21 protein-coding genes and 5 pseudogenes are annotated in these 23,419 nt (G+C 63.4%); 12 read left to right on the top strand and 14 right to left on the bottom strand.

The genetic code is table 11. The features are described from left to right. The first annotated feature begins 12 nt into the window (after nucleotides 1-12). The 8 genes from LKE06_RS24775 (at nucleotide 13) to LKE06_RS24740 (ending at nucleotide 5,443) form a co-directional block, all read left to right on the top strand. Nucleotides 13-1,164, top strand: a complete 1,152-nt coding sequence (locus LKE06_RS24775) for a tyrosine-type recombinase/integrase (RefSeq protein ID WP_228001770.1) — start codon at nucleotides 13-15, stop codon at nucleotides 1,162-1,164. Continuing rightward, nucleotides 1,161-1,499: a helix-turn-helix domain-containing protein gene (locus LKE06_RS24770; protein ID WP_228001769.1), complete on the top strand. Its 339-nt coding sequence runs from the start codon at nucleotides 1,161-1,163 to the stop codon at nucleotides 1,497-1,499. Before LKE06_RS24775 ends, LKE06_RS24770 begins: the two co-directional genes overlap by 4 nt. Further along, nucleotides 1,496-3,019 carry a site-specific integrase gene (locus tag LKE06_RS24765; protein WP_228001768.1) on the top strand — a complete coding sequence of 508 codons (1,524 nt, stop codon included), beginning with the start codon at nucleotides 1,496-1,498 and terminating at the stop codon, nucleotides 3,017-3,019. The genes LKE06_RS24770 and LKE06_RS24765 overlap by 4 nt, the downstream gene beginning before the upstream one ends. Before the next feature lie 150 nt (nucleotides 3,020-3,169). Beyond that, nucleotides 3,170-3,814 (top strand): class I SAM-dependent DNA methyltransferase, encoded by a 645-nt coding sequence (locus tag LKE06_RS24760; RefSeq protein WP_228001767.1) that lies wholly within the window; start codon nucleotides 3,170-3,172, stop codon nucleotides 3,812-3,814. Between the two features lie 48 nt (nucleotides 3,815-3,862). After that, on the top strand, nucleotides 3,863-4,156 hold the full coding sequence (locus LKE06_RS24755; RefSeq protein ID WP_067470349.1) for a hypothetical protein: 294 nt from the start codon (nucleotides 3,863-3,865) through the stop codon (nucleotides 4,154-4,156). Nucleotides 4,157-4,241: 85 nt separating this feature from the next. Continuing rightward, nucleotides 4,242-4,553, top strand: a complete 312-nt coding sequence (locus tag LKE06_RS24750) for a hypothetical protein (RefSeq protein WP_228001766.1) — start codon at nucleotides 4,242-4,244, stop codon at nucleotides 4,551-4,553. A 316-nt stretch (nucleotides 4,554-4,869) separates the two neighbouring features. Then, on the top strand, nucleotides 4,870-5,040 hold the full coding sequence (locus LKE06_RS24745) for a hypothetical protein (protein WP_228001765.1): 171 nt from the start codon (nucleotides 4,870-4,872) through the stop codon (nucleotides 5,038-5,040). Nucleotides 5,041-5,065: 25 nt separating this feature from the next. Next, nucleotides 5,066-5,443: a hypothetical protein gene (locus LKE06_RS24740; protein ID WP_228001764.1), complete on the top strand. Its 378-nt coding sequence runs from the start codon at nucleotides 5,066-5,068 to the stop codon at nucleotides 5,441-5,443. Between the two features lie 1,178 nt (nucleotides 5,444-6,621). Here the strand turns inward: LKE06_RS24740 and LKE06_RS24735 are convergent. Both LKE06_RS24735 and LKE06_RS24730 read right to left on the bottom strand, forming a co-directional pair. Beyond that, on the bottom strand, nucleotides 6,622-8,124 hold the full coding sequence (locus tag LKE06_RS24735) for an alpha/beta hydrolase (RefSeq protein ID WP_228001763.1): 1,503 nt from the start codon (nucleotides 8,122-8,124) through the stop codon (nucleotides 6,622-6,624). A 401-nt stretch (nucleotides 8,125-8,525) separates the two neighbouring features. Next, complete coding sequence (locus LKE06_RS24730) at nucleotides 8,526-9,569, bottom strand: alpha/beta hydrolase (RefSeq protein ID WP_228001859.1); 1,044 nt, start codon at nucleotides 9,567-9,569, stop codon at nucleotides 8,526-8,528. A 341-nt stretch (nucleotides 9,570-9,910) separates the two neighbouring features. Here LKE06_RS24730 and LKE06_RS24725 point away from each other — a divergent pair. Both LKE06_RS24725 and LKE06_RS24720 read left to right on the top strand, forming a co-directional pair. Further along, nucleotides 9,911-11,047, top strand: a pseudogene (locus LKE06_RS24725) (ISAs1 family transposase). Nucleotides 11,048-11,113: 66 nt separating this feature from the next. Beyond that, nucleotides 11,114-11,451: pseudogene (locus tag LKE06_RS24720) on the top strand (formate hydrogenase); the annotation flags it as partial. A 346-nt stretch (nucleotides 11,452-11,797) separates the two neighbouring features. Here the strand turns inward: LKE06_RS24720 and LKE06_RS24715 are convergent. The 10 genes and pseudogenes from LKE06_RS24715 to LKE06_RS24670 form a co-directional block, all read right to left on the bottom strand. Further along, complete coding sequence (locus LKE06_RS24715; protein ID WP_228001762.1) at nucleotides 11,798-12,133, bottom strand: hypothetical protein; 336 nt, start codon at nucleotides 12,131-12,133, stop codon at nucleotides 11,798-11,800. Between the two features lie 330 nt (nucleotides 12,134-12,463). Beyond that, nucleotides 12,464-14,017: an AMP-binding protein gene (locus tag LKE06_RS24710; protein ID WP_228001761.1), complete on the bottom strand. Its 1,554-nt coding sequence runs from the start codon at nucleotides 14,015-14,017 to the stop codon at nucleotides 12,464-12,466. Nucleotides 14,018-14,263: 246 nt separating this feature from the next. Continuing rightward, complete coding sequence (locus tag LKE06_RS24705; RefSeq protein WP_228001760.1) at nucleotides 14,264-14,695, bottom strand: amidohydrolase family protein; 432 nt, start codon at nucleotides 14,693-14,695, stop codon at nucleotides 14,264-14,266. Between the two features lie 462 nt (nucleotides 14,696-15,157). Beyond that, nucleotides 15,158-15,451, bottom strand: coding sequence for a YciI family protein (locus LKE06_RS24700; protein ID WP_228001759.1), 294 nt, complete (start codon nucleotides 15,449-15,451; stop codon nucleotides 15,158-15,160). Nucleotides 15,452-15,465: 14 nt separating this feature from the next. Further along, nucleotides 15,466-16,554 (bottom strand): fumarylacetoacetate hydrolase family protein, encoded by a 1,089-nt coding sequence (locus LKE06_RS24695; protein ID WP_228001758.1) that lies wholly within the window; start codon nucleotides 16,552-16,554, stop codon nucleotides 15,466-15,468. Nucleotides 16,555-16,585: 31 nt separating this feature from the next. Next, a pseudogene (locus LKE06_RS24690) lies at nucleotides 16,586-16,953 on the bottom strand (CoA-transferase); the annotation flags it as partial. A gap of 55 nt (nucleotides 16,954-17,008) precedes the next feature. Further along, nucleotides 17,009-17,143: pseudogene (locus tag LKE06_RS33340) on the bottom strand (hypothetical protein); the annotation flags it as partial. A 316-nt stretch (nucleotides 17,144-17,459) separates the two neighbouring features. Then, nucleotides 17,460-18,185 carry a hypothetical protein gene (locus LKE06_RS24680; protein WP_228001757.1) on the bottom strand — a complete coding sequence of 242 codons (726 nt, stop codon included), beginning with the start codon at nucleotides 18,183-18,185 and terminating at the stop codon, nucleotides 17,460-17,462. Between the two features lie 60 nt (nucleotides 18,186-18,245). Then, a complete protein-coding gene (locus tag LKE06_RS24675) occupies nucleotides 18,246-19,088 on the bottom strand; it encodes an enoyl-CoA hydratase/isomerase family protein (RefSeq protein WP_228001756.1) in 843 nt (280 codons plus the stop codon). A gap of 497 nt (nucleotides 19,089-19,585) precedes the next feature. Further along, complete coding sequence (locus tag LKE06_RS24670) at nucleotides 19,586-20,761, bottom strand: GAF domain-containing protein (RefSeq protein ID WP_228001755.1); 1,176 nt, start codon at nucleotides 20,759-20,761, stop codon at nucleotides 19,586-19,588. Nucleotides 20,762-21,313: 552 nt separating this feature from the next. On the opposite strand from LKE06_RS24670, the pseudogene LKE06_RS32710 reads away from it, so the two are divergent. Beyond that, nucleotides 21,314-21,964 (top strand): annotated as a pseudogene (locus tag LKE06_RS32710) (response regulator); the annotation flags it as partial. On the opposite strand, the gene LKE06_RS33335 reads toward LKE06_RS32710, so the two are convergent. Continuing rightward, nucleotides 21,875-22,201 (bottom strand): hypothetical protein, encoded by a 327-nt coding sequence (locus tag LKE06_RS33335; protein WP_372477427.1) that lies wholly within the window; start codon nucleotides 22,199-22,201, stop codon nucleotides 21,875-21,877. The pseudogene LKE06_RS32710 and the gene LKE06_RS33335 sit on opposite strands and share 90 nt — an antisense overlap. Here LKE06_RS33335 and LKE06_RS24655 point away from each other — a divergent pair. Continuing rightward, entirely contained in the window at nucleotides 22,100-22,498 is a 399-nt protein-coding gene (locus tag LKE06_RS24655; RefSeq protein ID WP_228001865.1) for a hypothetical protein, read from the top strand. The genes LKE06_RS33335 and LKE06_RS24655 overlap by 102 nt on opposite strands. A gap of 447 nt (nucleotides 22,499-22,945) precedes the next feature. Here the strand turns inward: LKE06_RS24655 and LKE06_RS24650 are convergent, their stop codons facing one another. Then, nucleotides 22,946-23,239, bottom strand: coding sequence for a hypothetical protein (locus LKE06_RS24650; RefSeq protein ID WP_228001754.1), 294 nt, complete (start codon nucleotides 23,237-23,239; stop codon nucleotides 22,946-22,948). Between the last annotated feature and the right edge of the window lie 180 nt (nucleotides 23,240-23,419).

Below are 23,419 nucleotides of genomic sequence, written 5' to 3'. Positions count from 1 at the left end.
TTCTCGCATCTGATGCGATCGACGGAGGTGGCCGGTTTGGCGGGTTTCGGCGGTTCGGTGCCGGGTGGTGCACGTTTGCACCTGGTCGACGGTGTGTCGTTGCTACGTCCGGAGGAGCAGGTGTTCGAGGCGATGCTGGCGGGGTTCGCCAACCAGCAGCTCGCCCGGAACCTGGCCAGAACGACCGTGGAGGGCCGGGAGAACACGGTGAGAGCATTCACCGCCTACGTCAACACCTTCCCGTGGCAGTGGGCCCCGGCGATGATCGACGAATGGCTCGGCGACCTGCGGTCCCTGCGTGATCTGAAGCGATCGACGATCCGGTCTTACTCCGAGGCGATCCGGTCGTTCTGCCACTTCATCACCGATCCGCTCTACGAGTGGCCGGCGACCTGCGAGACCCGGTTCGGCACCCACCCGATCCAGATCGTGCACGAGTGGAACACCGCGGTCCACGCCCAGGACACCGAGTCCGACCCGAAGAAGCGGGCGTTCACAAAAGCCGAGCTGCACGCGTTCTTCGAGCACGCCGACAGCCAGGTCGCGCGGATCCACGCGTTCGGCCGCAAAGGCTGGCTGCCCGCGTTCCGGGACGCGACATTGTTCAAGACCGCGTACGCGTTCGGGTTGCGGCGCAACGAGATCCGGATGCTCGACGCAGCCGACTTCGGCGCCAACCCACACGCACGCGAGTTCGGCCAGTTCGGTCGCTGCCAGGTCCGCTACGGCAAAGCGAAGAAGGGTTCACCACCGAAACGCCGGGGCGTGCTGACGGTCTGGGACTGGACCCCCGAAGTGCTCGAAGAATGGTTCACCGAGATCCGTCCGTTGTTCGGTGTCGACGGCAACCCGGCGGCCTGGCCGTCCGAGCGCGGACTGCGGATCGGCTGCCAGCGGCTGAACTCCCGTTTCGCCGCCTACCGGGACGCACTCGGCCTGGACACCGGCCTGGACCTGCACAGTCTGCGGCGCTCATATGTCACGCATCTGATCGAGGACGGCTGGGATCCTCGGTTCGTGCAGGAACAAGTCGGCCACGAGCACGCCTCCACGACCTCGATCTACACCTGTGTGTCCTCGGATTTCCGCACCCGGACCCTGCGCCGACAACTCGACGCCACCATCGCCGCCGCCTTGGACTCCCGGAAGGGGATGAACGCATGAAACGAACCGTCGGCTACACCTGGCGCCTGCGTGAGCTGATGGCCACACGCGGCAAGTTCAACGCCACCGAACTGGTCCCGTTGCTGCACGAGCGCGGCATCAACCTGTCCGCCTCCCAAGTTCACCGCCTGGTCTCGGGAACACCGGAACGGCTTTCCCTGCAAGTACTTTCGGCGCTCTGCGACATTCTCGGCTGCACCCCCGCCGACCTGGTCGCCACCACCGCCGAGAACGCCGGGGTCAGCCGCACCGCCACCGACGACCTGCCCGGCCCGATCGCGGCCAACGTCGCGAAGCTGCGGCCACGCGCCGCCCGGATCCTGCCGGACGCGTGAGCCCGTCTTATCGGACCGCCGACCAGTATGAGCGCTGGCACAAGGCACACTGCGCTCGATGCGGCCGGTTCGGCTGCTTCGCCGCGACCTGGCCCGATGGCAAGGTCTGCCGCACCTGCCACGACCGGGCGCTGCGAGTCCGCGGACGTTGCCCCGGCTGCGGCGACAACCGGCCACTGCCGGGACTGCGCCCGGTCGACCACGCACCGATCTGCGCTGACTGCGCCGGATTCGCGGTCTCCTACCACTGTTCGCGCTGCGGGCACGAAGGCAAACTCCACGGTCGACGCCTCTGCACGCGCTGCACCTTCGCCGACGAACTCACCGATCTGCTCAGCGACGACACCGGCCGGGTCCGAACCGAACTCGCCCCGCTCGCCGCGCACCTGCTGACAATGAGTTCGCCGCTGTCAGGGCTGTGCTGGCTCAAACACCGCAAGGGCCGCGACCGCGCGCCTGCGGATTTGCTGGCCGAACTCGGCCGCGGCGAGATTGCGCTGACCCACGAGGCATTCCACACCCTTGCGCCCTGGCGCGCAGCCGCGCACCTGGAGGAACTGCTTATGGCCTGCGGCATCCTGCCCCAGGTCGACAAGCAGATCTGCGCGTTCGAACGCTGGACGATCAGGCATCTGGCCAGCGTCACCGATCCGGAGCATGCCCGCTTGATCAAGCGGTTCGCCGCCTGGGACGTTGCGCCCCGGCTGCGGGCACGAGCTGAACGCAATCCACTCACCGTCAGCAGCAGGCGGGGCTTCAGCGACCAGATCACCCAGGCGACACAGTTCCTCGGCTGGCTCGCCGAACACGACCTCGAGCTGGCCGACTGCGGACAGGCCGACATCGATGCCTGGCATGTCGAACACAATGTCCACGCCCGCACCTCGATCCGAGGGTTTCTGCACTGGTGCATCGCCAACAAGCTCACCCGCCGATTCCGGCTTCCCACCGTCGTGATCGGCCCGGCAACACCGATGCCGCAACAGCAGAGGATCGACCTGCTCGGCCGACTGCTCACCGAGCCTGACCAGCCGCTGCGGTCCCGCGTCGCGGCGGCGATCGTGTTGCTCTACGCCCAGCCAGTCAGCCGCATCGTCCGGCTCACCCTCGACGACGTGATCGCCGACAGCGACACCGTTCGACTTCGGCTCGGTGACCCACCGTCACCGGTCCCCGGCCCGGTCGCGGAGTTGCTGCTGTCCTGGATCGACCAGCGCACCAACATGAATACCGCCACCAACCGCGAGGCCCGCTGGTTGTTCCCGGGCCGCCGCGCCGGTCAGCCGATCCACCCCGAAACACTCGGGGCACTGATCAAAGCCCTCGGCATCCCAAGCACCGCCGGCCGCGTCGGCGCGCTGCACCAGCATGTCCTCGAACTACCCGCACCCGTCGTCGCCGACGCCCTCGGCTACCACCACAAGACAACTACCCGCGCCTCAACCGACTGGTCTCGCTACGCCTCCGGCCCACGGGCTCGAAAACCATCCGGCTGGACACCTCGAACTCGCGACCGTTGATTACGAGACCCTGCCAGTCCGGAACCCCGGTGGTCAGCGGCATGATGTGCTCTCCTGCATTGCGGCTGCGGAAACGTGGCAGAGGGCCGATGATCGGTCTCTCTGCGTCGGCTGTCCACGAGGTCGTGATCATGGAATATCATGCCGGTCATGACCACGGATGACTGGTTGGCCGACACCCGAACCTCTTATGACACGGTCGCGGTCAGCTATGCCGACCAAGTGCGCGGCGCCCTCGCCGGACACCAGTACCTGCGCGCGGCTCTGGCGTTGTTCGCCGACAGCGTGCAGGTCGCTGGCGGCGGGCCGGTCGCGGACGTCGGCTGCGGCCCCGGCGAAGTCACCGCCCACCTGCATGAGCTCGGTGTCGACGCCTTCGGTGTCGACCTCTCCCCGGGGATGATCGACGTGGCCCGGCGCGACCACCCCGGCCTGCGGTTCGAGGTGGGCTCGATGACGGACCTGGACCTCCCCGTCGCTTCGGTGGCAGGCCTGCTCGCCTGGCAGTCGTTGATCCACATCCCCGACGACGAGGTGCCGACTGTGTTCGGGCACTTCCACCGAGCATTGCGTCCCGGCGGACTGCTGCAGCTCCTGTTTCACGTCGGCGACGAGTCGCGGTTGAAGACGGAGGGCTATGGCGGTTACCCGATGAAGGTCCATGTCCACTGCCGTCAGCCTGACCAGGTGGCATCCTGGCTGCGCGATGCCGGATTCGTGGTCGAGGCACAGATGTTGCTCGACCCGGATGCGAAAGCTCAGCAAGCGATTTTCTTCGCACGCAGTAAGTCCTGACTTCCGCGTATATCGGGCTCGCCACTCGGAACCGGATGACATGCAGGTGTGCTCCCAGCGGTGCTGGTGGCCTCGGGCCGCCGGGCCGGTCAGCCGATCCACCCCGAAACCCTCGGGGCACTGGTCAAAGCCCTCGGCATTCCCAGCACCGCCGGCCGTGTCGGCGCGCTGCACCAGCATGTCCTCGAACTACCCGCACCCGTCGTCGCAGACGCCCTCGGCTACCACTACAAGACAACTACCCGCGCCGCTGCCCACGCTGCGGCCGACTGGACCCGCTACGCCTCCGGACAGCGAGCCCGGAAACCGTCCGGTTGGGCACCTCGAACTCGCGACAGTTGATTGCGAGACTCTGCCAGTCCGTCCCCCTAGTTGCCTGCGCGGCAGTTCGAGACTGTTGATCGTCTGTCGATCATCGTGCGCCTCGGTGAGCTCGCCACCGAGTTTCACCACCGCCACCACCACCGGCCCGTTGCCGGACGAGATGCCCGCCGCCGCACTCTGGTCGCGCCTGGAACTCGAACCCGCCGCCCTCGACACCGACCACACCCACCGCGACACCACACCCGTGCCGACATCAGTGAAGCAGTCCACGACACTAACGACTCCGGTGACGCCAAGAGCGTCATCCCCGACGGCGTCATCCACCAGTATTACCGCGAAGTTCTTCCCGACGCCCGCGAGAAGTACTACGCACTCGACTACGACCGTGCCGCGCGGCCCCGCACACGCGGGTTGAGCTGTGTGGCCTGCGGTATCGAACGCCCGGATCGAGACACCCCCGTATTCCGGCCCCGCCCTTTGCGCCCCGACGACGGGCTCTGTAGCGACTGCCGCGACGACAACGAACCCGGCATCCCCGACCACGACCCCGCCACGACATCCCCGCACGCTGCGACCATCTCGCCACCACCCACACACCCGACGAACTACGCGCCATCCTGCGCCGAGACTGGCGCGCCAGCCAACCCGTCGCCCGCGCCAAAATCAAAGCATGGATCACCGCCCACCCCTTCCCTGAAACCACCCCCGAACCCACACTCGACGCCATAGGGATGCTCAGCGACACCGAACTCGACCAACAAATCACCGAACTACACACGCGCATCGCGCTCGCCGACAACGACGCAGTCCTCTACGAACCATCAACGGTGAGACCGACCGTTCATATTCGCGGCGCGATGATCGACGGTGTGTTCAAAATCGGCACTGCCTACATTCCCTGACACAGCGAAAGATCCGAGGAGATCGATGAGCACCACACCTATTCAGCCACGACCGCTGACCGACCTCGAATCCGATGTCGTCACCACACTGCTGCCCACCGGCCGTGCGGGCGCTGACGAGTTCCGCACGCAGGTCCCGTATTCGCAGGTCGTCGCGACGTGGGGCGTCGGGTCACCCAGCGTCGATCTGGTTGTGCGGCCGGGGGCCACGCAGGCAGCCGGCTCCGCCGATGGGATCTTCGCCAATGGCGCGGTCACCGACCGGAACGGATCACCGGTCGGCGAAGTCATCTTGTGGGTCGAGAACGGGTGGCTCAGTGGCATCGAGTACGCCTGGTATACCGACGAGCGCCCTCGCGCTCTGCCGGAACCGGCCCAGATCGAGGTTCTCCGAACCAGTTGACGCCACCGGTCATCTGGGACCTCGTCGGCACCCTGCCGCTCCCGCTCGGCCGTCGCCGGGCAGACGGCTCCACCCGACAAGCACCTGATGACCGCGACCCAGCAATGAGCCTGCTGCACCTAGAAGTGACATCGTGACACTTATCCGTGCAACAGCCCCCACCGTGGTCGCGGTCGGCCGGATCTGCGTGCGCCGACCGCTTTGATGGCGGCGTGGTCAACGTCGCTGATTGAAGAGGCAACCACAGATAGGGTCGACCTGGTCATGACGTTAAGCGTCACCCGGTGACGGCTGTGCGTCATGATCGAGAACTTTTTCGCGTTGGCGGCGGCGATAGTCGCGTTGGCGGCAACGCGCCGAACAGTGCCTGGCATCAGCGCGCAAGAGGCGGCCTCCGGGGTAGATTCGCCCGCCACAGCCGGGGCAGACGATGCCGGCCTCCGGCTTTTCACCGGTCATGCCACCCAGCCCAACGGCCCTCATGCGCTCGAATACCGTGGCGGATCTCTTGCGGGCGCGATAGGCGTGAGCCACGCACGCAGGGGAACAGTAGCGGCGTCGAGGGTGAGCATCGCGCGGCAGCGCGCCCCGGCAGGCAGGGCACTTGCGAGGTCGAGTGCGGCTGCCCGTACCATCAATTGTCACGTTTCGCCGGGCGCGATCCAGACAAAACGGGGACACCTGATGTGGACGGCCTCGCGTCCAATGCGAGAAACCCTGTGCAGCATCGGGTTTCCGCACACGACAGCTGGCTACTACATGCACTTCATGCGTAAGAACGTCCTTATGGTTTGCGGGCCATACCTGCGTAGAACGAGACGCGCTCGTCCATGCCCTTGGCGCACTGTCGAACCTCGACCTCCGCACGCTCTGACCGTGCGACAGCTCTGCCGGGCGACCCGGTTGCCCGAGACCTCGGTCCATCTACCACTCGCCAGGCTCCAAACTGTCAGTGCGCCACCAATTTTGTGCCTGAGCCATCGCCCCAGGACCGTTGACAACCACTGCAGGAGACTCACGTTCGGTCTCCATCGCAATCGTGGGTGTGCCACTCGGCCCGGCTCTGCCCTGCGGAACCGACCTTCTCCACCGTCAGCGAACTTTGGTTGCGGCTGCTGGAGACCTACCGCGACGGAATTGAAATATCGACGAGCCGAACAGATCTCGGCGCCGCGTGACTACTCGGGCGAGTGATAGTGATCGTCTCGCACGCCCGACCGGTCCGCTTCGGGATCGTCGTCCGGCCAGAATGGGCGCTCATCGATCTGATCGGCCTTCATTCCCTCCTGCCCCAGGCGGTCGGCGTTACCGGACGTGATCAGGGCGGTGGAATACAAGGACTCGCTGCCAGCGGTGAAGTAGTGCAAATGGGCCTGTCCGCTATAGCCGATCGGCGAGGAGTACGGCGCGGTGTCCGGCGCTTCCGCTTTGATACGAGTCGCTCCGAAATCCGGATCGAGGGGATCGGAACCACCCGATACGAGATTCGAAATCAGATGCCCCCCATGGGCGTTCAGATCGTTGGATGCCTCACCGACATACACGTTTCCGCGATCACCCATGTGGAAGTCGGACACATTACGCGCCTCGTCAGCATTGATCGGCCCGAGCAGCACTACGTCGTCGGCCTGCAATCGACTCGCTGCCGCTGCGTCGGACACGACCATGGCACCGGCAGAGTATCCTACCGCAGTCAGGTGCGAACGTGGTCCCTGGTGCGTCGCTCGTAGCCCGTCGACGTCCTCGGCCAGCAGATTTCCGCCTTTACGTTCGGCGGTGGGGTCACCGTCCAGCACCGCCTTCAACCCGTCGGCCGGGTCGTCGTAGCCCATCCAGGCGACGACCGCCGTGGGGTTGTCCGGGTCGGCCCTGTTCGATTGGGTATACAGGTTCAGCGCTTGGTCGCGTTGGACATCGAAGTAGCCTTTGTCCGATGCATCGCTGGCTCGCACGCTCTGACTCGCTCCCGGCACAACCACAGCGGTGTTGGATGCGGTGTCCGGGTCGCCGATACTGATTGCGGCCCTGCCCTTTCCGCCGAATGCGAGCGGCTGGTACGCGTACAGGTAGGTCTTGTACGGGGCGGGTGGATACTTGCCGTCGTCGGCCTGGTCGGGGCCTTCGTAGGCCTGCAGACCGGCTCGGACGTTCTTCGCGTTGTGGTATCGCGTTATGTCGTCGGCCGTCAGGCCGTACTTCTCCGGATCCCTTTCGATCACCTCGGCCGATACGCCCTTGGCGTCGGCAATTCGTTCGACCCGCTGGATATCGGCATTCATGACGCGTTTGTTCGCCTCGCTGCGGACCGCTACCGGGATGCCGTTGAGATTGCCGATCCGCTCGGGTTCCTTATCCAGAAGCTCTTCCTGCTCAGCGGAAGAAAGCGAGTCCCACCACTTGTTAACCCGTTTCGCATCCTCGGCGGTTCCTTTACGAGGAGGTACCGCATACTCCTCCTTCTCATCGCCATGAAGGACGACAAGACCCGTTCCGACCGCAGCAGCTACGGCACCGATCTTCAGCGCCGATCGGGCATCGACATGCCGTAGCCGACCGGCCAGGGACCGCAACTCGGCACCGGTCGAGCGATACGTTGCCTGACTTTTCCGTGCGGCCTTGCGGAGCCCGTTGTCAAGTGCGTGGCAAGCGGCCCGGAGGGATGCGGAAGCCGAGTTCGCCATCTACAACCTGCTTCGGAACTGGTGGCGGATCAGCTGCCGAGATTGCCTCGTCGATTGATCGTGGAATATGCTCAGCGATCGCGTGTAGCAGTGCCGAAAACGGGCTACGCGAGAAAGTTCGTGGTTGATGCAGCACAGCGGGTCGGGTTCGTTCGGGTGTATCAGCCGAGTTCGATACTCCAGGGAATGGTGTACCGAGAGCCGTGAGCTCACCGAATATTCGTGCTCGGAGTTCTGCTTCACAGCAGGGCTTTATTCTTCGCCACCCGCGGGTGTTCGATCCGGCTGTGTAGAGATGGTGGGATCGTCATACAGTGTTCTCGTCTTTCGAATTGCTCATTTACCTGGACGCTTCATGCGCGGCGGCGGCGCGGGCAGGCTCTTCGTGCCAGTTACCGGTGTCAGTTGTCGGTGCTGAGTGCGTAGGCAATGGTCGGCCAGGATCGGGTCAGTTCGTCGGCCCAGTACGGCCAGGAGTGGGTGCCGGTGTGGCGCAGGTTCACCGCCGCAGGGATCTGCAGTCGCGCCAGCCGGTCGGCGAGGGCGACCGCGCAGGCGTAAGCGCCTGCTTCGAGCGGTCCGCCGACGGTGAGGGTGTCGGTGAGGTCGGTCTGGTCGGGGGTGTCGTGTTCGCCAGGGATGCCGCTGCCGCTTGATAGGTAGATCGCGGTCCCGCGCAACGCTTCGGCATGAGACATGACGTCGTGGGCGAGCCAGTCCGGGTCGGTCGGGGGGCCGAACATGTTGTCCGGGTTGCCGCCGTAGGTTTCCACGATCGCGCGGGCCTGGGCCTGACCGGCCCCGGAAGCGACGGTGTAGCAGCCGCTGTGTGCTGCGACCGCCCGATACAGACCCGGGTTGCGAACCGTGAGCATCATCGCGGCCTCGCCCCCCATCGACACCCCTTCGATGGCGTTGCGGCCGTTGCCGTCGAAGCGTGCGTCGATCAACGGGGGCAACTCGCGAGTGAGGAAGGTTTCCCACTTGTTGGTGCCCAGCACCGGGTCGCGGCGCTGCCAGTCGGTGTAGAGGTTGGCCGGGCCACCGGTGGCCAGCACGACGTTGACGTTCTTGTCGGCGAAGAACTCCACCGCATGCCCGTGCTCGGTCCAACTGCTTTCGCGCTCCGGGGCACCACGTCCGTCGAGCAGGTACAGCGTCGACCGCGGCCGACCGCGATCGGCGGGCAGCAGCACCTGCACCTGCACGATCCGGTTCATCGCCGGTGACCGCACGAACACCCGCAGCCACCGGTCGGTGATCGGCTCGATCCCGGTGATGACCGGCAGGGCAGCAACACCAGCGCCCTCGGCAGGAGCGTGGTATCCGCCCGGCGGACCCAGATCCGGACCGGAGGTTGGCGGGTCCGCGGCAGCCGCCCCAGCCACCAGCATCAACACCCCCGCCACCGAGGCAACCTCACCGACAACCCGCCACACCCGCATGCGCCGCCACCGGACACCCTCGTTGGTGATTTTGTCCGATTTATTCCATTTACTCCTCGGTCTGTCGTCGACGGCCCGCTCGGCAGACTTTCCGAGATCGCAAGACATACACCCGAGTAGAAACCATGAATCATGGTTCCTCGCATATGGGAAGGAACGTGTTCCAGAATATCGAAGAGGGCGGATTGATTTCGCCTGGAAATTCGCCGAGGGGAATGCGCTGTGTGAACTCCGTGAGTGAAATCACCGCAGCGACACCACTTTTGGAATGTAGGGCGGGTGCGGGCGACACGAGGACGATGAAGGTTCTCTACGCCAGTCCCGTTCTCGGAGTGTCGCCCGTGCCCGTTGTTGCAGTATCCCCTGTTCCTGCGGTCGTGGAGGTCTCGGGTCAGCGAATCGTCGTGTTGGACGATCCGTTCGCGGGCCGGTTTGCTCGATACACTCCGTGAGGTGCCCGACCCGCGTGATCGACGTGGGAGACGGTATCCGTTGTGGTTGCTTCTGGCGGTGGCGATTCTGGCCACCGCTGCCGGGATGCGCTCGTTCGCGGGGATCGCGACCTGGGTTCGCACGGCCCCGGAGCAGATTCTGACGGAGCTCGGCCTGGGGTCGAGGCGACCGAGCGAGAAGACCTTCCGCACCCTGTTCGCCAGGCTCGACGCCGCCGACCTGGACCGTCGCCTGGGCGAATATTTCGCGTCGTTGGCGGCGGGTGTGGTCGGGCACGGCGAGGTGATCGCGGTGGCCCTGGACGGGAAACGGTTCGGGGAGCCCGCATCGCCGGTGGCCGCCAAGAGCAATGAGATCCCCGCGGTCCGTGCGTTGCTGCGCGCGCTGGGCATGACAACGCTGCTGGTCACGGTGGACGCGATGCACACCCAGGTCGCCACGGCCAAGCTGATCTGCGGGACGCTGAAGTCGCACTATCTGATGGTCGCCAAGGACAATCAACCCGGTTTGCTCGCGCGGATCAGAAATCAGCCGTGGTCGAAAGTGCCTGTGGTGCACCGTGATGCGGATCCAAAGGCTTCGCATGGACGCATAGAGACGCGCCTGTTGAAGGTGCTGACCGTCCCGCGTGGCATCGGATTCCCGTATGCGAGGAGATCATCGAGATCACCCGCGAGCGAGTCGTGGTCTCCACCGGTAAACGCAGCGTCGAAATCGTCTACGCGATCTGCAGCCTGCCCTTCGAGCAGGCCCCGCCACGGCTGCTTGCCCAATGGTTGCGAGGACACCGGGGGATTGAGAATTGCATCCACTACGTGCGCGATGTCACCTGGGATGACGACCGCTCGACCGTGCGAACCGGAGCGGCCCCACAGGTCATGGCCGCCCTCCGCAACACCTCGATGGGCCTGCATCGACTCCACGGCGCGGACAACATCGCCGAGGCATGCCGGACCACCGCCTTCAGCCGCGACCGTGGCGCCCACATGCTTTACGGCCATCGAATCAGCAGATCAGCGGCCTGAAAACGAAAACGCCGGAGCCCTGCCCCAACAGGACAGCCGTCCGCCATCCGCAGTTACCGACCGGTCGTGGTCCGGCTCGAGGCCCGCCTCTGGTACGTCCACCGCGGCATCGAACGCCAATTCCACGGCCGCCCCCACCACCGGCGCGGTCGATCTCGCCGAACGCATCAGCGGCGACACTTCCGCCGCCAACGCACTCGCCCACAGCCTCGCGATCGAAGAAATCCTCGGCGCGGAAGTCCTCGACGACGTCCACCGGCTGCGCGCGCTGCTGGTGGGCACTGGAACGGCTCTACAACCACGCCGCCGACCTCGGCGCGCTGGTCAACGATGTCGGATTCGGACTGGCCAACGCCCACGCCCAACGCATCCGCGAACAACTGCTGCGGATCAACGCCACCGTCAAGGAGACCATCCCTGGAAGCGCCAGCAGCGGCGTGGGCATCATGGAGGGCTAGCGCGGCACGATCGTGCACCGGGTGGAAATCGACCACACCAGCCGCATCACTCGCGCCAAGATCGTCGACCCGTGTGCGAATCGTTGTCGACCTCATCGACGGATATTCCATAGCTCGGAGCGGGCGGAGGGATCCACGGGCGACGAGATCTCCATCCCGCCGCTCGATGAACGCTCAACACAATCCGAGAAAGACTGCGGCGAGACGTCAGCGCCCAGGTCAGGCGGGCAGTAGGAATCGACACAGCTGTCGGCAGCATGTGAAGGATTCACGTACTGCCGACAAGGAGAAACTAATCCGGCTTCGGATAGCCGAATCCCGCTTCAATCGTCAATGTCCCCCATGAAAACCGCTGTTCAGCGCCGGTCCCATCCTTGTGGTGCCCCGCCGAGGCAACGCACAACATGGGCAACTGCTGCCGCATTGGGGGCAGCGTTGCGTTGCACGGCGCTACCGTTCGCCGCTGACGGTTCGAGTGCCGTCCCCGGGGGTTCAGCATCGGAATCGCAGGCAACCAGGGCGGCGGTGGCTTGGGTAATGCCCGCAGTGTTTCCGGCGTCAGTGTGGCATGGATGGTGACGTGCCGAGTGTTGTGGTCGTAGATGATTTTGATGCCGAAAGCCCCCATTGAGCACTCCTGTGTTCGCCCGCCGAACAGAGTCCACGCCAGCAGAGGGTGTGAGTCGAGTTCCGTGGAACGCCGCGCGTGCCGACGCAGCCCACTATCGGATATTTTCGAGATCGATGCCGGTACACGTCCCTAATTGCATCTGACGGACCGGGTTTAATTTTCGCCAGTTTCGCAACACATATCGCTTGCGAAATGCGGATCGAACCACCGATCGCTGACGCAACAGCCATCCATTTTCAGTCGCGACCCACGCAATTTGCAGGTCCCGATTTTGTGCACACGTTTCCTCCGGTCCTGACCGCTATTCCCCGCTGATATCGCTCGGTGTCAGTTGATCTGGCGTTCGCGTCCGTCCCAGTAGGGTGTGCGCAGTTTGAACTTCTGTAGCTTGCCGGTCGCGGTCCGCGCCAGCTCGCTACGGAACTCGACAGAGGTCGGTGCTTTGTAACCGGCCAGCCGCTGCTTGCACCAGCCGATCAACTCCGATTCTGTCGTGCTGCCGGGCTCGGTATCCGCGTTGAGCACGACCAGGGCTTTGATGGTTTCGCCCCATTTCTCGCTTGGTACAGCGATCACCGCTACCTCGGCCACGGCCGGATGGGAGAACAAGCAGTCCTCGACCTCGATCGAGGAGACGTTCTCACCCCCGGTGATGATCACGTCCTTCTTGCGGTCGGCGATGGTCAGGTAGCCGTCGTCATCGATCACACCGCCATCGCCCGTGTGGAACCAGCCGTCGTTCAGCGCAGCGCCGGTGTCCTCGGGCTTGTCCCAGTAGCCCTCCATCACCACGTTCGATCGGGCCAGGACCTCGCCCGCGCCCTCCTCGGCATCCTCGACTCTCAGCCGGACACCGAGTGCCGGTGCGCCGGCCCGGGTCAGTTTCGCGGCTCTGTCCTCGGGTTCGAGGTCGTCCCATTCCGTTCGCGAACGGTTGATGGTCAGCAGTGGGGAGGTTTCGGTGAGGCCGCAGATCTGGATGAACTCCCACCCCAGCTCCTCCTGCACGCGCACAACAGTTTTCGTCGGCGGCGGCGCCCCGGCCATGATGACCCGCACCCGGTCACGACCGGGAATCTCACCCTCCCACGTCTGAGCAGCCTCGAGGACCGCGGCCGCCACCGCCGGGGCAGCGCACATCACCGTGACACCGTGGTCTCGCACCCGCCGCAGGATCTCGGCACCGTCGACCTTGCGCAGGATGATGTGCTGTGCCCCGACCCCGGTCATCGCGAAGGGCTGCCCCCAGCCGTTGGCATGGAACATCGGCAACGTGTGCAGATACACATCACGATCGCTGGCGGCGACATGCAGTCCGAAGGTGACCGCATTGACCCAGATGTTGCGGTGGGTGATCTGCACGCCCTTCGGGCGCGCAGTGGTGCCAGAGGTGTAATTGATTGTCGCGGTAGCAGATTCATCAGGCTCCCAGGGGGACGGCACTGATCCGGGAGCAGCGTACAGGTCAGCGTCGGAGCCGAGCACGAACTTGTGTTCACACTCCACATCCGCGAGCGACTCTTCAAGTTCGGGATCCACGTACAGCACGCGGGCACCGGAGTCTTCGACGATGTAGCGCACCTCGTCGGGACGCAGCCGGAAATTGATCGGGACCAGGACCCGCCCCCAGCCGCTGACACCGAAGAACGACGTCAGCAACCGACTCGAGTTGTGGCTGACAATCGCGACGCGTTCACCAGCGCCGATGCCCAGTTCGTCGAGCTTGGCCGCCTGCCGCCGGGCGAGATCGGCGACCTGGGCGTACGTCAGCTCCCCCTGGCTCGCAGCGGGCTGAGCGGGCTCATCGACCACCCCGATTCGGTTGCCGTACACAGCTTCTGCACGATCGAGGAAGTCGGTGACGCTGAACGAAACAAACACGGTTCTCCTACAGATTTCGCATATTCATCGGGGCTGGAAAGCTGCCCGATCTCGTCGGCGTGCCGAGCGATGCCGACGAGCTGGTTGTTGATCGGGGCCTTACCGCGCGAGTGTCGAGGTGCCCGCAGTCCCGAGGTGCGCGGTTCGGCCTGCATTCGGCTACCACACTCCGTGCGGGCAGGGGGTAGCCGAAGGCGGTGCTCAAAGGGGTTACGAGCGTGAGGAAGGGCGGTTCGACGCCTCGGCTTACTCATTCCTGTGTGCTCTGCGCAGCCGCAGTAATCCAGTTTCCGAATTCGACAGCGAGGTGTATACCCGGGCGAGCTTGTCATGGAACAAGGTCAGATACTCCCCGACACTGCTGACGTCGGGCAGCAACCTGCGAACACCACCCTGCCAGCAGTGCCGATGGGTGTCCTGGAAACCGGGGACGACAACCCGATCGCTCGCATCGACTAGCAGGGTGTCGGCGTTGCGCGCCGCATCGCTGAGATCCGGAGCAATGGCGACGATCTTCGTGCCCTCGACGAGGATGTCGCCGCGGGGCAGGTTGCCGACAGCTGGGTCGACGCTGATGATCGTTGCCGATCGCAGGAGAACTCGCCTGTCGTCAGACCGGTTGAAATGATTGATCTCATCGAAGCCGACGACGTCGGCGTCCCCGGGATGTGCACGCATTCAAAGACAACTTTCTTCGGTCGGGACAGTTGTGAACAGACGTCGGGCGGTGTGCGCGAAGCACCACCGCGCCGCCCGATCTCCAGGGCGGAGCCCGGCTCAGGCGGGATTCGTGCCGCCGGCTCCGGGACGGATCTTGATGTGAGCGGCCGCCGCCACGGCTGGATCAGCAGCAAACGGGTCAGTCGCCGCTGAATGCTGTCTGCCCGCCATCGGTGTGCAGCCGAGCCGCCGGAATCCCGTGTTCTGGCCGGAATTTGCGGAAAGAGTCGAAGTCCTTCGAGTATTGGTCATGGTGGGTACGGGTAGATCTCTGCCACAACAACTCCTTCGCGATTGCGCCCCGGCTGAAGGGGACTCGACCAGTCTGTTACCGCGATCACAGCGTCGGCATGTCCGCGCCGCCCATATTTGCACCGCGGTACGTGGCCCGATCGGCCAGGAATCAGGTTGCGGGGCCACTCACTGTGGCGGGGTGTCCACCAGGGCCGGGTCCATCGCTCGCGACACGGTGAACGCGATCAAGCGATAGGTGACCCGGCCCGAGGAGACGAGTGGGTCACGGTCCATCAGCGCCTGCGCGGCTGCTCGATCAGTCCCCCTGATCACCATGAGCCCACCGGTGCGCGGCTCCTGTGGCCCGGACGCGACCAGCATCTGCTGCCGATAGCACTCTTCCACGTGCTCCCAGTGAGCGGGCAGCTCCGGATCCTCGGGCGGCAGCGGGGAGGTATAGGTCGTGAGAGCAATGAACATGGTGTCCTCCAAAATCAGCGTAGGAAGTGCAAGCGATCCGCGCGGCCGTCGGCGCGGCGTGGCCGAGTCGGTGGCCGCCACGAATCGCGCGCGGGAGTGCCCAGGGTGTTGCGCAAGATGCCGAGTCTTTCGATCTCGAGTTCGATCACGTCACCCGGTGTGAGAGAGCGGTCGAGTTCGACGGTCGACCCGCCGTTGCACGTCCCCGTTCCCAGCAACGCGCCCGGCCGCAGCACCTCGCCCTGGGAAGCCCACGCGACGATCTCCGACACCGACCACACCATTTCGGCGCTGCTCGCTGCACACCACGTCTCGCCGTTGACGCGGGTAGTCATCTGCAAGCCCGTCGTGGGGATCTCGTCGAGAGTGGTGATGATCGGGCCTGCGACGCAGGCGAAATGCTTTCCCTTGGACGGCCCGAGCCCTCCGGTCATCTCATGTGCCTGGATGTCGCGGGCACTCACATCGTTGAGAATCGTGAATCCGAGCACGTGGTTCAGGGCGGTTTCCGGGGTGAGTCCGCTCCCTGTGCGGCCGATGACGATTCCCAATTCCAGCTCGTAGTCAAGGCGCCGTGTATAGCCGGGCCACGGTATCTCGTCGTCGGGGCCGAGAAACGATAACGGGTCGCCCGCATAGGACACCGGCAGTTCGTACATGACCTCGGGTACCGGCCTGTTCTGCCACCGGTACCCGAACGAGAAATGTTCCTCGAACACCATGAAATCGCGATAGCTGACCGGATCCAACGCATTGGTCAGAACTGGGTCCTCGACCAGGGTCTCCTCGGCCGCGTCGGAAATCGCCTGACGGGCCGCATCCTGGAACGCTTCGCCACCCGCCAAAGCAGCCGACATACTCGCCGGCGCCACAGCCGCGGCAATCCGTGCGGCCGCCTCGGCTGTGGCGCCTCCGCCAACAGCACGCCGCCGGACACTGCTGCGCACGTCGAACCACGTGCTGCTCCCGGGGCCAGAGACGACGACACGGGCAACCGGGCCGTCCGGTGTTGACAGACGCTGACGCGCAAGACGCACGATGACCTCCAACGGAGTGGGGAACAGGAAGAAGACGCCGTCATAGGCCAAGAACGCACCGTCCATGATGTGCTCTCAGCCCTGGCCGTGCCGGAGTTCACCGAGCTGGCGAGGGACAGCACAGCGGCGCACCAGTGACTGCTGCGACTTGTTCTGCGTCGGTCCCTGGGGCGAGCTCGCGCAGGATCAGTTTGCCGTTCCCGGCCACATCGATGACTGCCATGTCGGTGATGATCCGGTTCACCACGCGCCGACCGGTCAGCGGCAGAGTGCAGGAATCGACGACTTTCGGGTTGCCTTCCCGGTCGGTGTGCTCCATCAGCACGATGACCGACTGGCGCCGTGCACCAGATCCATCGCACCGCCCATACCCTTCACCATCTTCCCCGGCACCATCCAATTGGCGAGGTCGCCGTGTCGTGACACCTGCATGCCACCCAGGACCGCGGTGCCGATATGGCCCCCGGCGGGATTGGATGTCTGTCGTGAGCGCCTTCCAATCTTCTTCGATTGCCACATCCAGATGACGAAAATTGGCGTCTCCGCCCGCCGAGCTGATTCTTTCGACCAATTCGCCTCCCTGCAGTTCCTGGACGTCACATACGCATACGCGCGCACCTTCAAGCGCAAATAGCTCCGCTTCCGCAGGCTCCATTCCGCTGGCCGAGCCGGTGATGACCGAAGTTTTTCCTGAAAGCTTCATTCTTGTCGTCCTCGTGCGTCTAGTAGGACAGGTCGGCTGGTCATATGAATGATTAACGACTGTTTTGTGAGTTAGCCGTCGCTTGCCGATGCAAGTCTAATCCGGGGGGTATCACGACATATAAGCAGTGAGGAGCCGGTAAATGGAAGCCGCGTGCGTGCGGGAGAACGGCATGCACGCAGGGCGGCGGGAGCTGGACTAAAAATGCGTCAGTGATCATTCGTTACTCCAGTTCTCCCTGCCCGACTGACTGATTCTTCGTCAGTGATTACTCCGCGGAGTTCGAGCCGGCGACGACCGGCGCTGGGGATGCGAGAGGGCGGCCGAGCGATTCACCGGCAAGCAAGATCCAGTTGGTAAACTCGACAGCCAAATGCTGACGATGTGCCTCAACGAACTCCTCCGGCGCCGCTGTGGGGAAGAAGATGCACAGTTTCGCCCGGAAGCCGTCACCGGTGTCACGGAACTGGTGCAGGACTCGCGCCACGACAGTCCCACTCGCCGTGTCCGCATATGCCACCATGCGGATCGGGTACTCCGGCAACGGGGCGACCACCGCGGACGACTCATCGGTGAAATGGATGAAGATGTGCGCGATGTGAGGCCCGAGGTTTTCGATCACTCCATCGCCGCCCTCGATATGGTCGACGACGAAATGTTCGGGCTCTGCTGCCCAGAGCTTCGGTTCATCATTCTTTATCGAGTTGAAGTACGCCAAGAACTCAGACGCGCTGAGGCCTGAGATCTCCAGTTCGGTGATGGCGGGCTGCCACTGGCCCTTCGACAGCCTCGCCCACTCTTCCAGCTGTTCGGTCGCTGCTTCGACGTCCGGCTTCAGCAGGTCGATGATGTTCTGCCGTCCCAAACGCGATTTGAGCTTGGCGAGGGCCCGTCGTGCAAAGAATAGTTCCCAGTCCGCCGTGCTTCCGGGTGAGGTGGGCCCTGAAGCCACCGCGACGCGGACGGTCGTACTGCTCGAGTCTTGAATTGTCATTGTGTCCTTTTCTGGTTGGGAGTGCGCCGATGGCCTATCGGTGCTGGGCAAAGTACTCGGTCAGTCCTGCTTGAGCTTGACGAGATCGTTGATGTCTTTGCCCGCCTGATTCATCGGCCAGCTCTCGTGGCAGGCGAGGCTTTCGTGGGCCATCCCGAAGGAGAGTTCGCGGGTCCAGGTTTCGCGAATGTGCTGGATGGTGACAGCACGCCCCAGGCGACGGTGTAGGCGGCTCTTGGGCATGAAGACGTTCTCGGCGATATACCAGGCACGTTCGAGGAGTTGCTCGGGGGGAACGATCTCGCCGATCACTCCCCAGTCCAGTGCTTGTTCCGCGGTGATGGTGTTGCCCATGTAGAGGAAGTATCGGTAGCGGTTCGGGCCGAGCAGTTCGCGCCACAGTGTGTGAGTGCCGTCGCCGGGTACTATGCTCAAACCGTCCCAGTGGCCCTCGTAGAAGCTGGTGTTGGGTGTCGCGATGACGATGTCGTTGAGCAGTGCCAGTTCCGCATGGACGACACTGGGGCCGTTCATGGCAGTGATGACCGGTATTTGGAGATCGATGAGCGCGAACGGTTCCCGCGTCTGGTCACGGTAGAACAGGTCGTAGGCATGGTAGGAGGTGAACTCGTCGTAGAAGCCGTATTGCGCCCAGCTCTCACGGTCGAATGCGCCGAGAAATTCATCACCGGTGCCGGTGATGATCAGGACTTCGTTTTCCGGATCGTCGTTGATGTCTCGCATGGCCGGAATGATGCCGCGGTGCACCTCGAGCCCCCACTTCAGCGGTCCATCATTGGTGTGGAAGCGAGCCTCGAGCACATTGCCCCTACGTGTGAATTTGAGAAAGCTCTCGTATTTGGGCGCGTAATCTTCCAGACGAGTCCTGAACAAATCGGCCACGGTCGTCTCCTTGTCTATCTGCCCTTAGACTCGGGCAGACGATTAATATATTTGTGTCGGTTGTATCAGTTGAGTCCGCACCCGACAGGTGCGGAGACACCCGAGTTGCGCATCCACGATTTTGATGCCTGGCATACTCTGCGTCGCCGTTGTGGTCAAAAGCTGTGAACAAAAATGATGGACGCCACACTGTGATTCGCAGGTCAGGTCAGCCGAGTTGCGCTGACACAGTCGCGTGTCCGACAGTCTCCGCCGTGGAAGTCCCAACTTCTGGGTGTCACCACGCCCGTGAGAGCGTCGCGATGGGCGCGGCGCGTGCCACTACTGACTGGAGCCCTTTGGGTAGGTCCAGCTGGACCTGCCGCCGGGGCCCAGTCACTACCGCTGCAGCCCATCGCGCCGGCAAACGTTCGCGCGTCAATGATTACCTCGGATGTGCGGCCGCCAGAAGTCAACAAGATGTATGCCGTCGACGGGAGATCAACTAGCCGATCGAGTCACGGATGCTGAGGCACCGTGGGTATCCGCACGGTGAGGGTGGTGCCGCCGACATGATGATCTACGTCGAGCACGCCCATCGCCGATGTGACAATGCGGTTGACCAATGCCAAGCCCGCGCCAAGATGATGGGACTTGGAGGTGGCCCCCCATTCGACAGCCTCGTCGATCGACATGGCAAAGCCGTCGCCACCATCACGGACCTCAATGCGGAAGTGATCGGGTCTCTCGGCGATCAGCACCTCGACGAACCGACGGTGGTCGGTCTGCTCCGCGACAGCTGCCATTGCATTCTCAACGAGATTGCCAACGACCGTAACCAACTGCGAGTCGCTGACATGAGCAGGTATGTCTTTGGCATTGCTGTCAGCGTCGACACCGAGCCGAATACCTTGCTGCGATGCGATCCCGGACAGCGCCACCAAAAGACCGGCCAGGGTGGGGTGCGCGACTTTGACGCCGATCTCTGATCTCAGAGATATTGCCGCCGACGATATTTCGGTGATGAATTCGAGAGCCTCGTCGCTCTCCCCGATCGCAATAAGTCCTCGAATTGCCTGAAGTCGATTGGAGTGCTCGTGCGCCTGGTCCTGCAACGCACGTACCAGATGCCCGAGTGCTGTGACCTGGTTATCCCGCTCAACCAGCAGTAGCGAGGTCTGCAACGCACCTGCTGCGACGCGGGCAAACATTTCCAAGAGTAGGACGTCCCGTTTACTGAGCTCACCAGTTACCTTCCGGTAGATATTGAGCGATGCGATTGCGTATCCACCGACTGTCATGGGACTTGCCAACAGTGACTGATAGCCTTCCTGCCTCGCCAACGGCCACCATTGCCGGTAGACCGGGTCGTGCTGTAAATCGGCAACCATGGTCGTCTTCTGTGCTCGGATGGCCCGGGCGGCGGCGCTTGCTCGGAATTGATCCGGATCGCTTTCCATCGCGCGGCGATACTCGTGGGACAGGCCACGGCATGCGGCCAAACGCAGCCCACTGGAGACGTGGCCGTCGACGACGACCACAGTGGCTGCAAGTGAGTCGCTGATGAATGATGCGGCCACATCGACGATCAGGTCGAGGGTGTCGTTCACGTCCTTGTGGGAAGCAGCGTCAACGACCTCGGCCATTCGTTCGATGAATTCGAGGTCGAGTTGTTGTTCAGGGCATTGGCTCAATGTCGGACACCGCGCGTCTTCACTGGCATCGGAAGCCGTCCCGGCCTGCAGCGCATGTCATCAATCGTAGTGCCGGAGCATCATTCGTCGAGCGAACGGCCGGGCCGATCTGATTCTGATGATGGACAACATCGCTGGTGACCCGTTTCACGAGGATGAAACGGGTCAGTTCGGGTAGTGCAACTCCCGTTGCGGCATCTGTACCGCGCACGATGATCAGACCACCGACGGACGGAACCCGAGGCCCCGAACATATAATTTCGCCGGCCTCACAGCGATCGTCGAGGTAGGAGCGATGCTCGACGACGAGGTCCGGCGCGATGTCCGAAATCCGACGGGTGAAGCTACCGAGATGAACGTACATGGCGGTCCCTCTCATAGATTCGTGTTTCGACGCTATGCTGGACCGGCGACGATCGGAAAGTTGTGAACACCAAGGTTGGCCAAAAGCCTATCCTGGCCGTCGGGTTGTGCGAGGCTCGAGTCGCGGCCGCAGTCCACGTCAGAGGCTAGGCGCGGGGCGCATCGCCACAGGGTCCAGAGGAGAGCAACGTGACCAGTGCGTTTGGTGTTCTCATTGTGGAGGACGACGTTGTGATTTCTCGCGTATACGCAAAATTGATCGATGCAATGCCGAGTTTCACGGTGCTGGGTACAGCACGCTCAGCCGCGAGTGGATCGTCGGCTGCCGCGGCACTTGACCCTCATCTTCTCCTACTCGACTATGGTCTTCCCGGAGGTGTCAGCGGCATAGACCTTCTCCGTCAGGTCCGTATGTCTGCACGTCAAGCCGAGGTCATCGCCATCACGGCTCACTCGTCCACTGATCTGGTCCGTGAGTCGATGCGACTCGGCGTCCTCGACTATCTTGTCAAGCCATTCTCCGAGGAGCGCCTCCGTCAGGCACTCAACAAATTCGTGACGATCGCAACGTGTAGCCGGACATCCACCCTTCCACAGCAAGACGTCGACGCGTTGCGGGAGTCGTCGGCACCAGCCAAACAATGGATTCCCCGAGAGCTCTCCGAGAAACGGTTGAGCTTGGTGCGTAAGGTTTTCCGTGAGGAGAATGGCGTGCAGTCCGCAGAGGATATTGCTGACCTGATCGACAGTTCACGGGTAACCGCTCGCCGGTATCTCGAGTTCTTGGTCTCCTTGAGAGAACTCGAAGTGACGGTCGATTCCGAGAAGCCTGGACGTCCCCGCAAGCTGTATTCGCGCAGACCGCCACAGAACTCCCAGCCGGGGCGACGACAGGGGTGAGTGTGCCCAGCCACGTGTTTTCCCAGGGCGCAGTGGGCACTTCCACGTGAATGGCCAGGCTACATGGTTGGATGTATGAGCGATCTCATAGGCGCGCTCGAGTACCTGTTCTCGTGGAAGCACTTCGTTGACGATCCCGACGTTCAGTGCCTCTGCCGCGGAGAGATGCTGTCCCATGAGCAGCAGGTAGCGGCCTCGGTTGTAGCCCATCAGCAGCGGGAAGATGACCTAGACGCCGTCGCCTGGAACGAGACCGGATGGCAAGTGGGGCCGGTCGTCCTAGTTGGCGTCGTCGGCGGAGGTCACCACATCCGCGAGCAGCGCCTGTTCCGCGTGCACCGCAGCGTGCCCGTTCACCGCCGCGATGACCCGGACTTCGAACTCGAGATGGCTGAGTACGAGCCGTTTGCCCACATTGTGGATCCGCTTCCAGAGGCGGTTGCGATGCCGAACCATGCCGACGCGGCGAAATAGTGTCGTCGGGTGCACCCGAGCTCGTAACGCACCCATGCCCGACGGCCCGTTGCCAAAGCGGATAAAGATCAATCCGACTTCGGATAACCGAACCCCGCTTCGATCATCAGCGAACCTCAGGAAACCGCTGTTCAGCGCAGGTCCCATCCTTATAGTGCCCCGCCGGGGGCACTGTGAACATGGGAACGGTCGGCCGGTCGACACACGCTGACCACTTTTGTCAGACCTGATAACTACCCACGATGACCAGGCGTTTTCCAGTTGCCCATGTTGTGCGTGTCCTGCCGGGGGCACCAACCTGCGACAGCGTTTGCGCAGGTCAGCGGGTATACCGGACACGCACCACTCCTCCAGATTCTGAAATGCGCAGGTCAAACGGTTGCCCTTGATACGGATCCCCCGAAGAACCACAAAACATGGGCAACCAGGCCAGCAACTCACCGAAAGTCAGGACCGGCCAACCTCGGCGCAGCCCGCGTGCCACTTCAACAGGGCCGCAATCGCTTTCGCCTGCGCCGCAGCGAAACGCTCGCCGTCCGCACCACCGACATACCGAACTTCATAAGACACGGTCAGCCCGCCAACCGCCACACCCCGCTGAATAGCGACCCCGAGCTGGCCACCGACCGATCCGGCCAGCAGATCCTCACCATCCCCGTCACCCATCGAGGACCGGCACACCGGCACATCCGGCTCGGGTACCGTCGTGCCGACAGGATCGGCCTCATCGCTCGCAGTCATCCGCGGGATTCTCGACCAGAACACACTCGACCACCAGCAGACACGGGAGTATCGGACGAACGAACGGTGGATATGGCCTCGCCGTGGGTAAAGGTGTGTCTCCCGATAACCTGAGCCAGAACCATTCCATGCTGCAGCGTGTACGCCCCGTTTCCCAGCCAACCGATGGCAAACTCAACG

Origin of the sequence: Nocardia australiensis, from assembly GCF_020733705.1 — a bacterium.
Taxonomy (GTDB): domain Bacteria; phylum Actinomycetota; class Actinomycetes; order Mycobacteriales; family Mycobacteriaceae; genus Nocardia; species Nocardia australiensis.
Note: the sequence above shows the minus strand (reverse complement) of the source record. Positions and strands in the feature narration are given on the sequence as shown.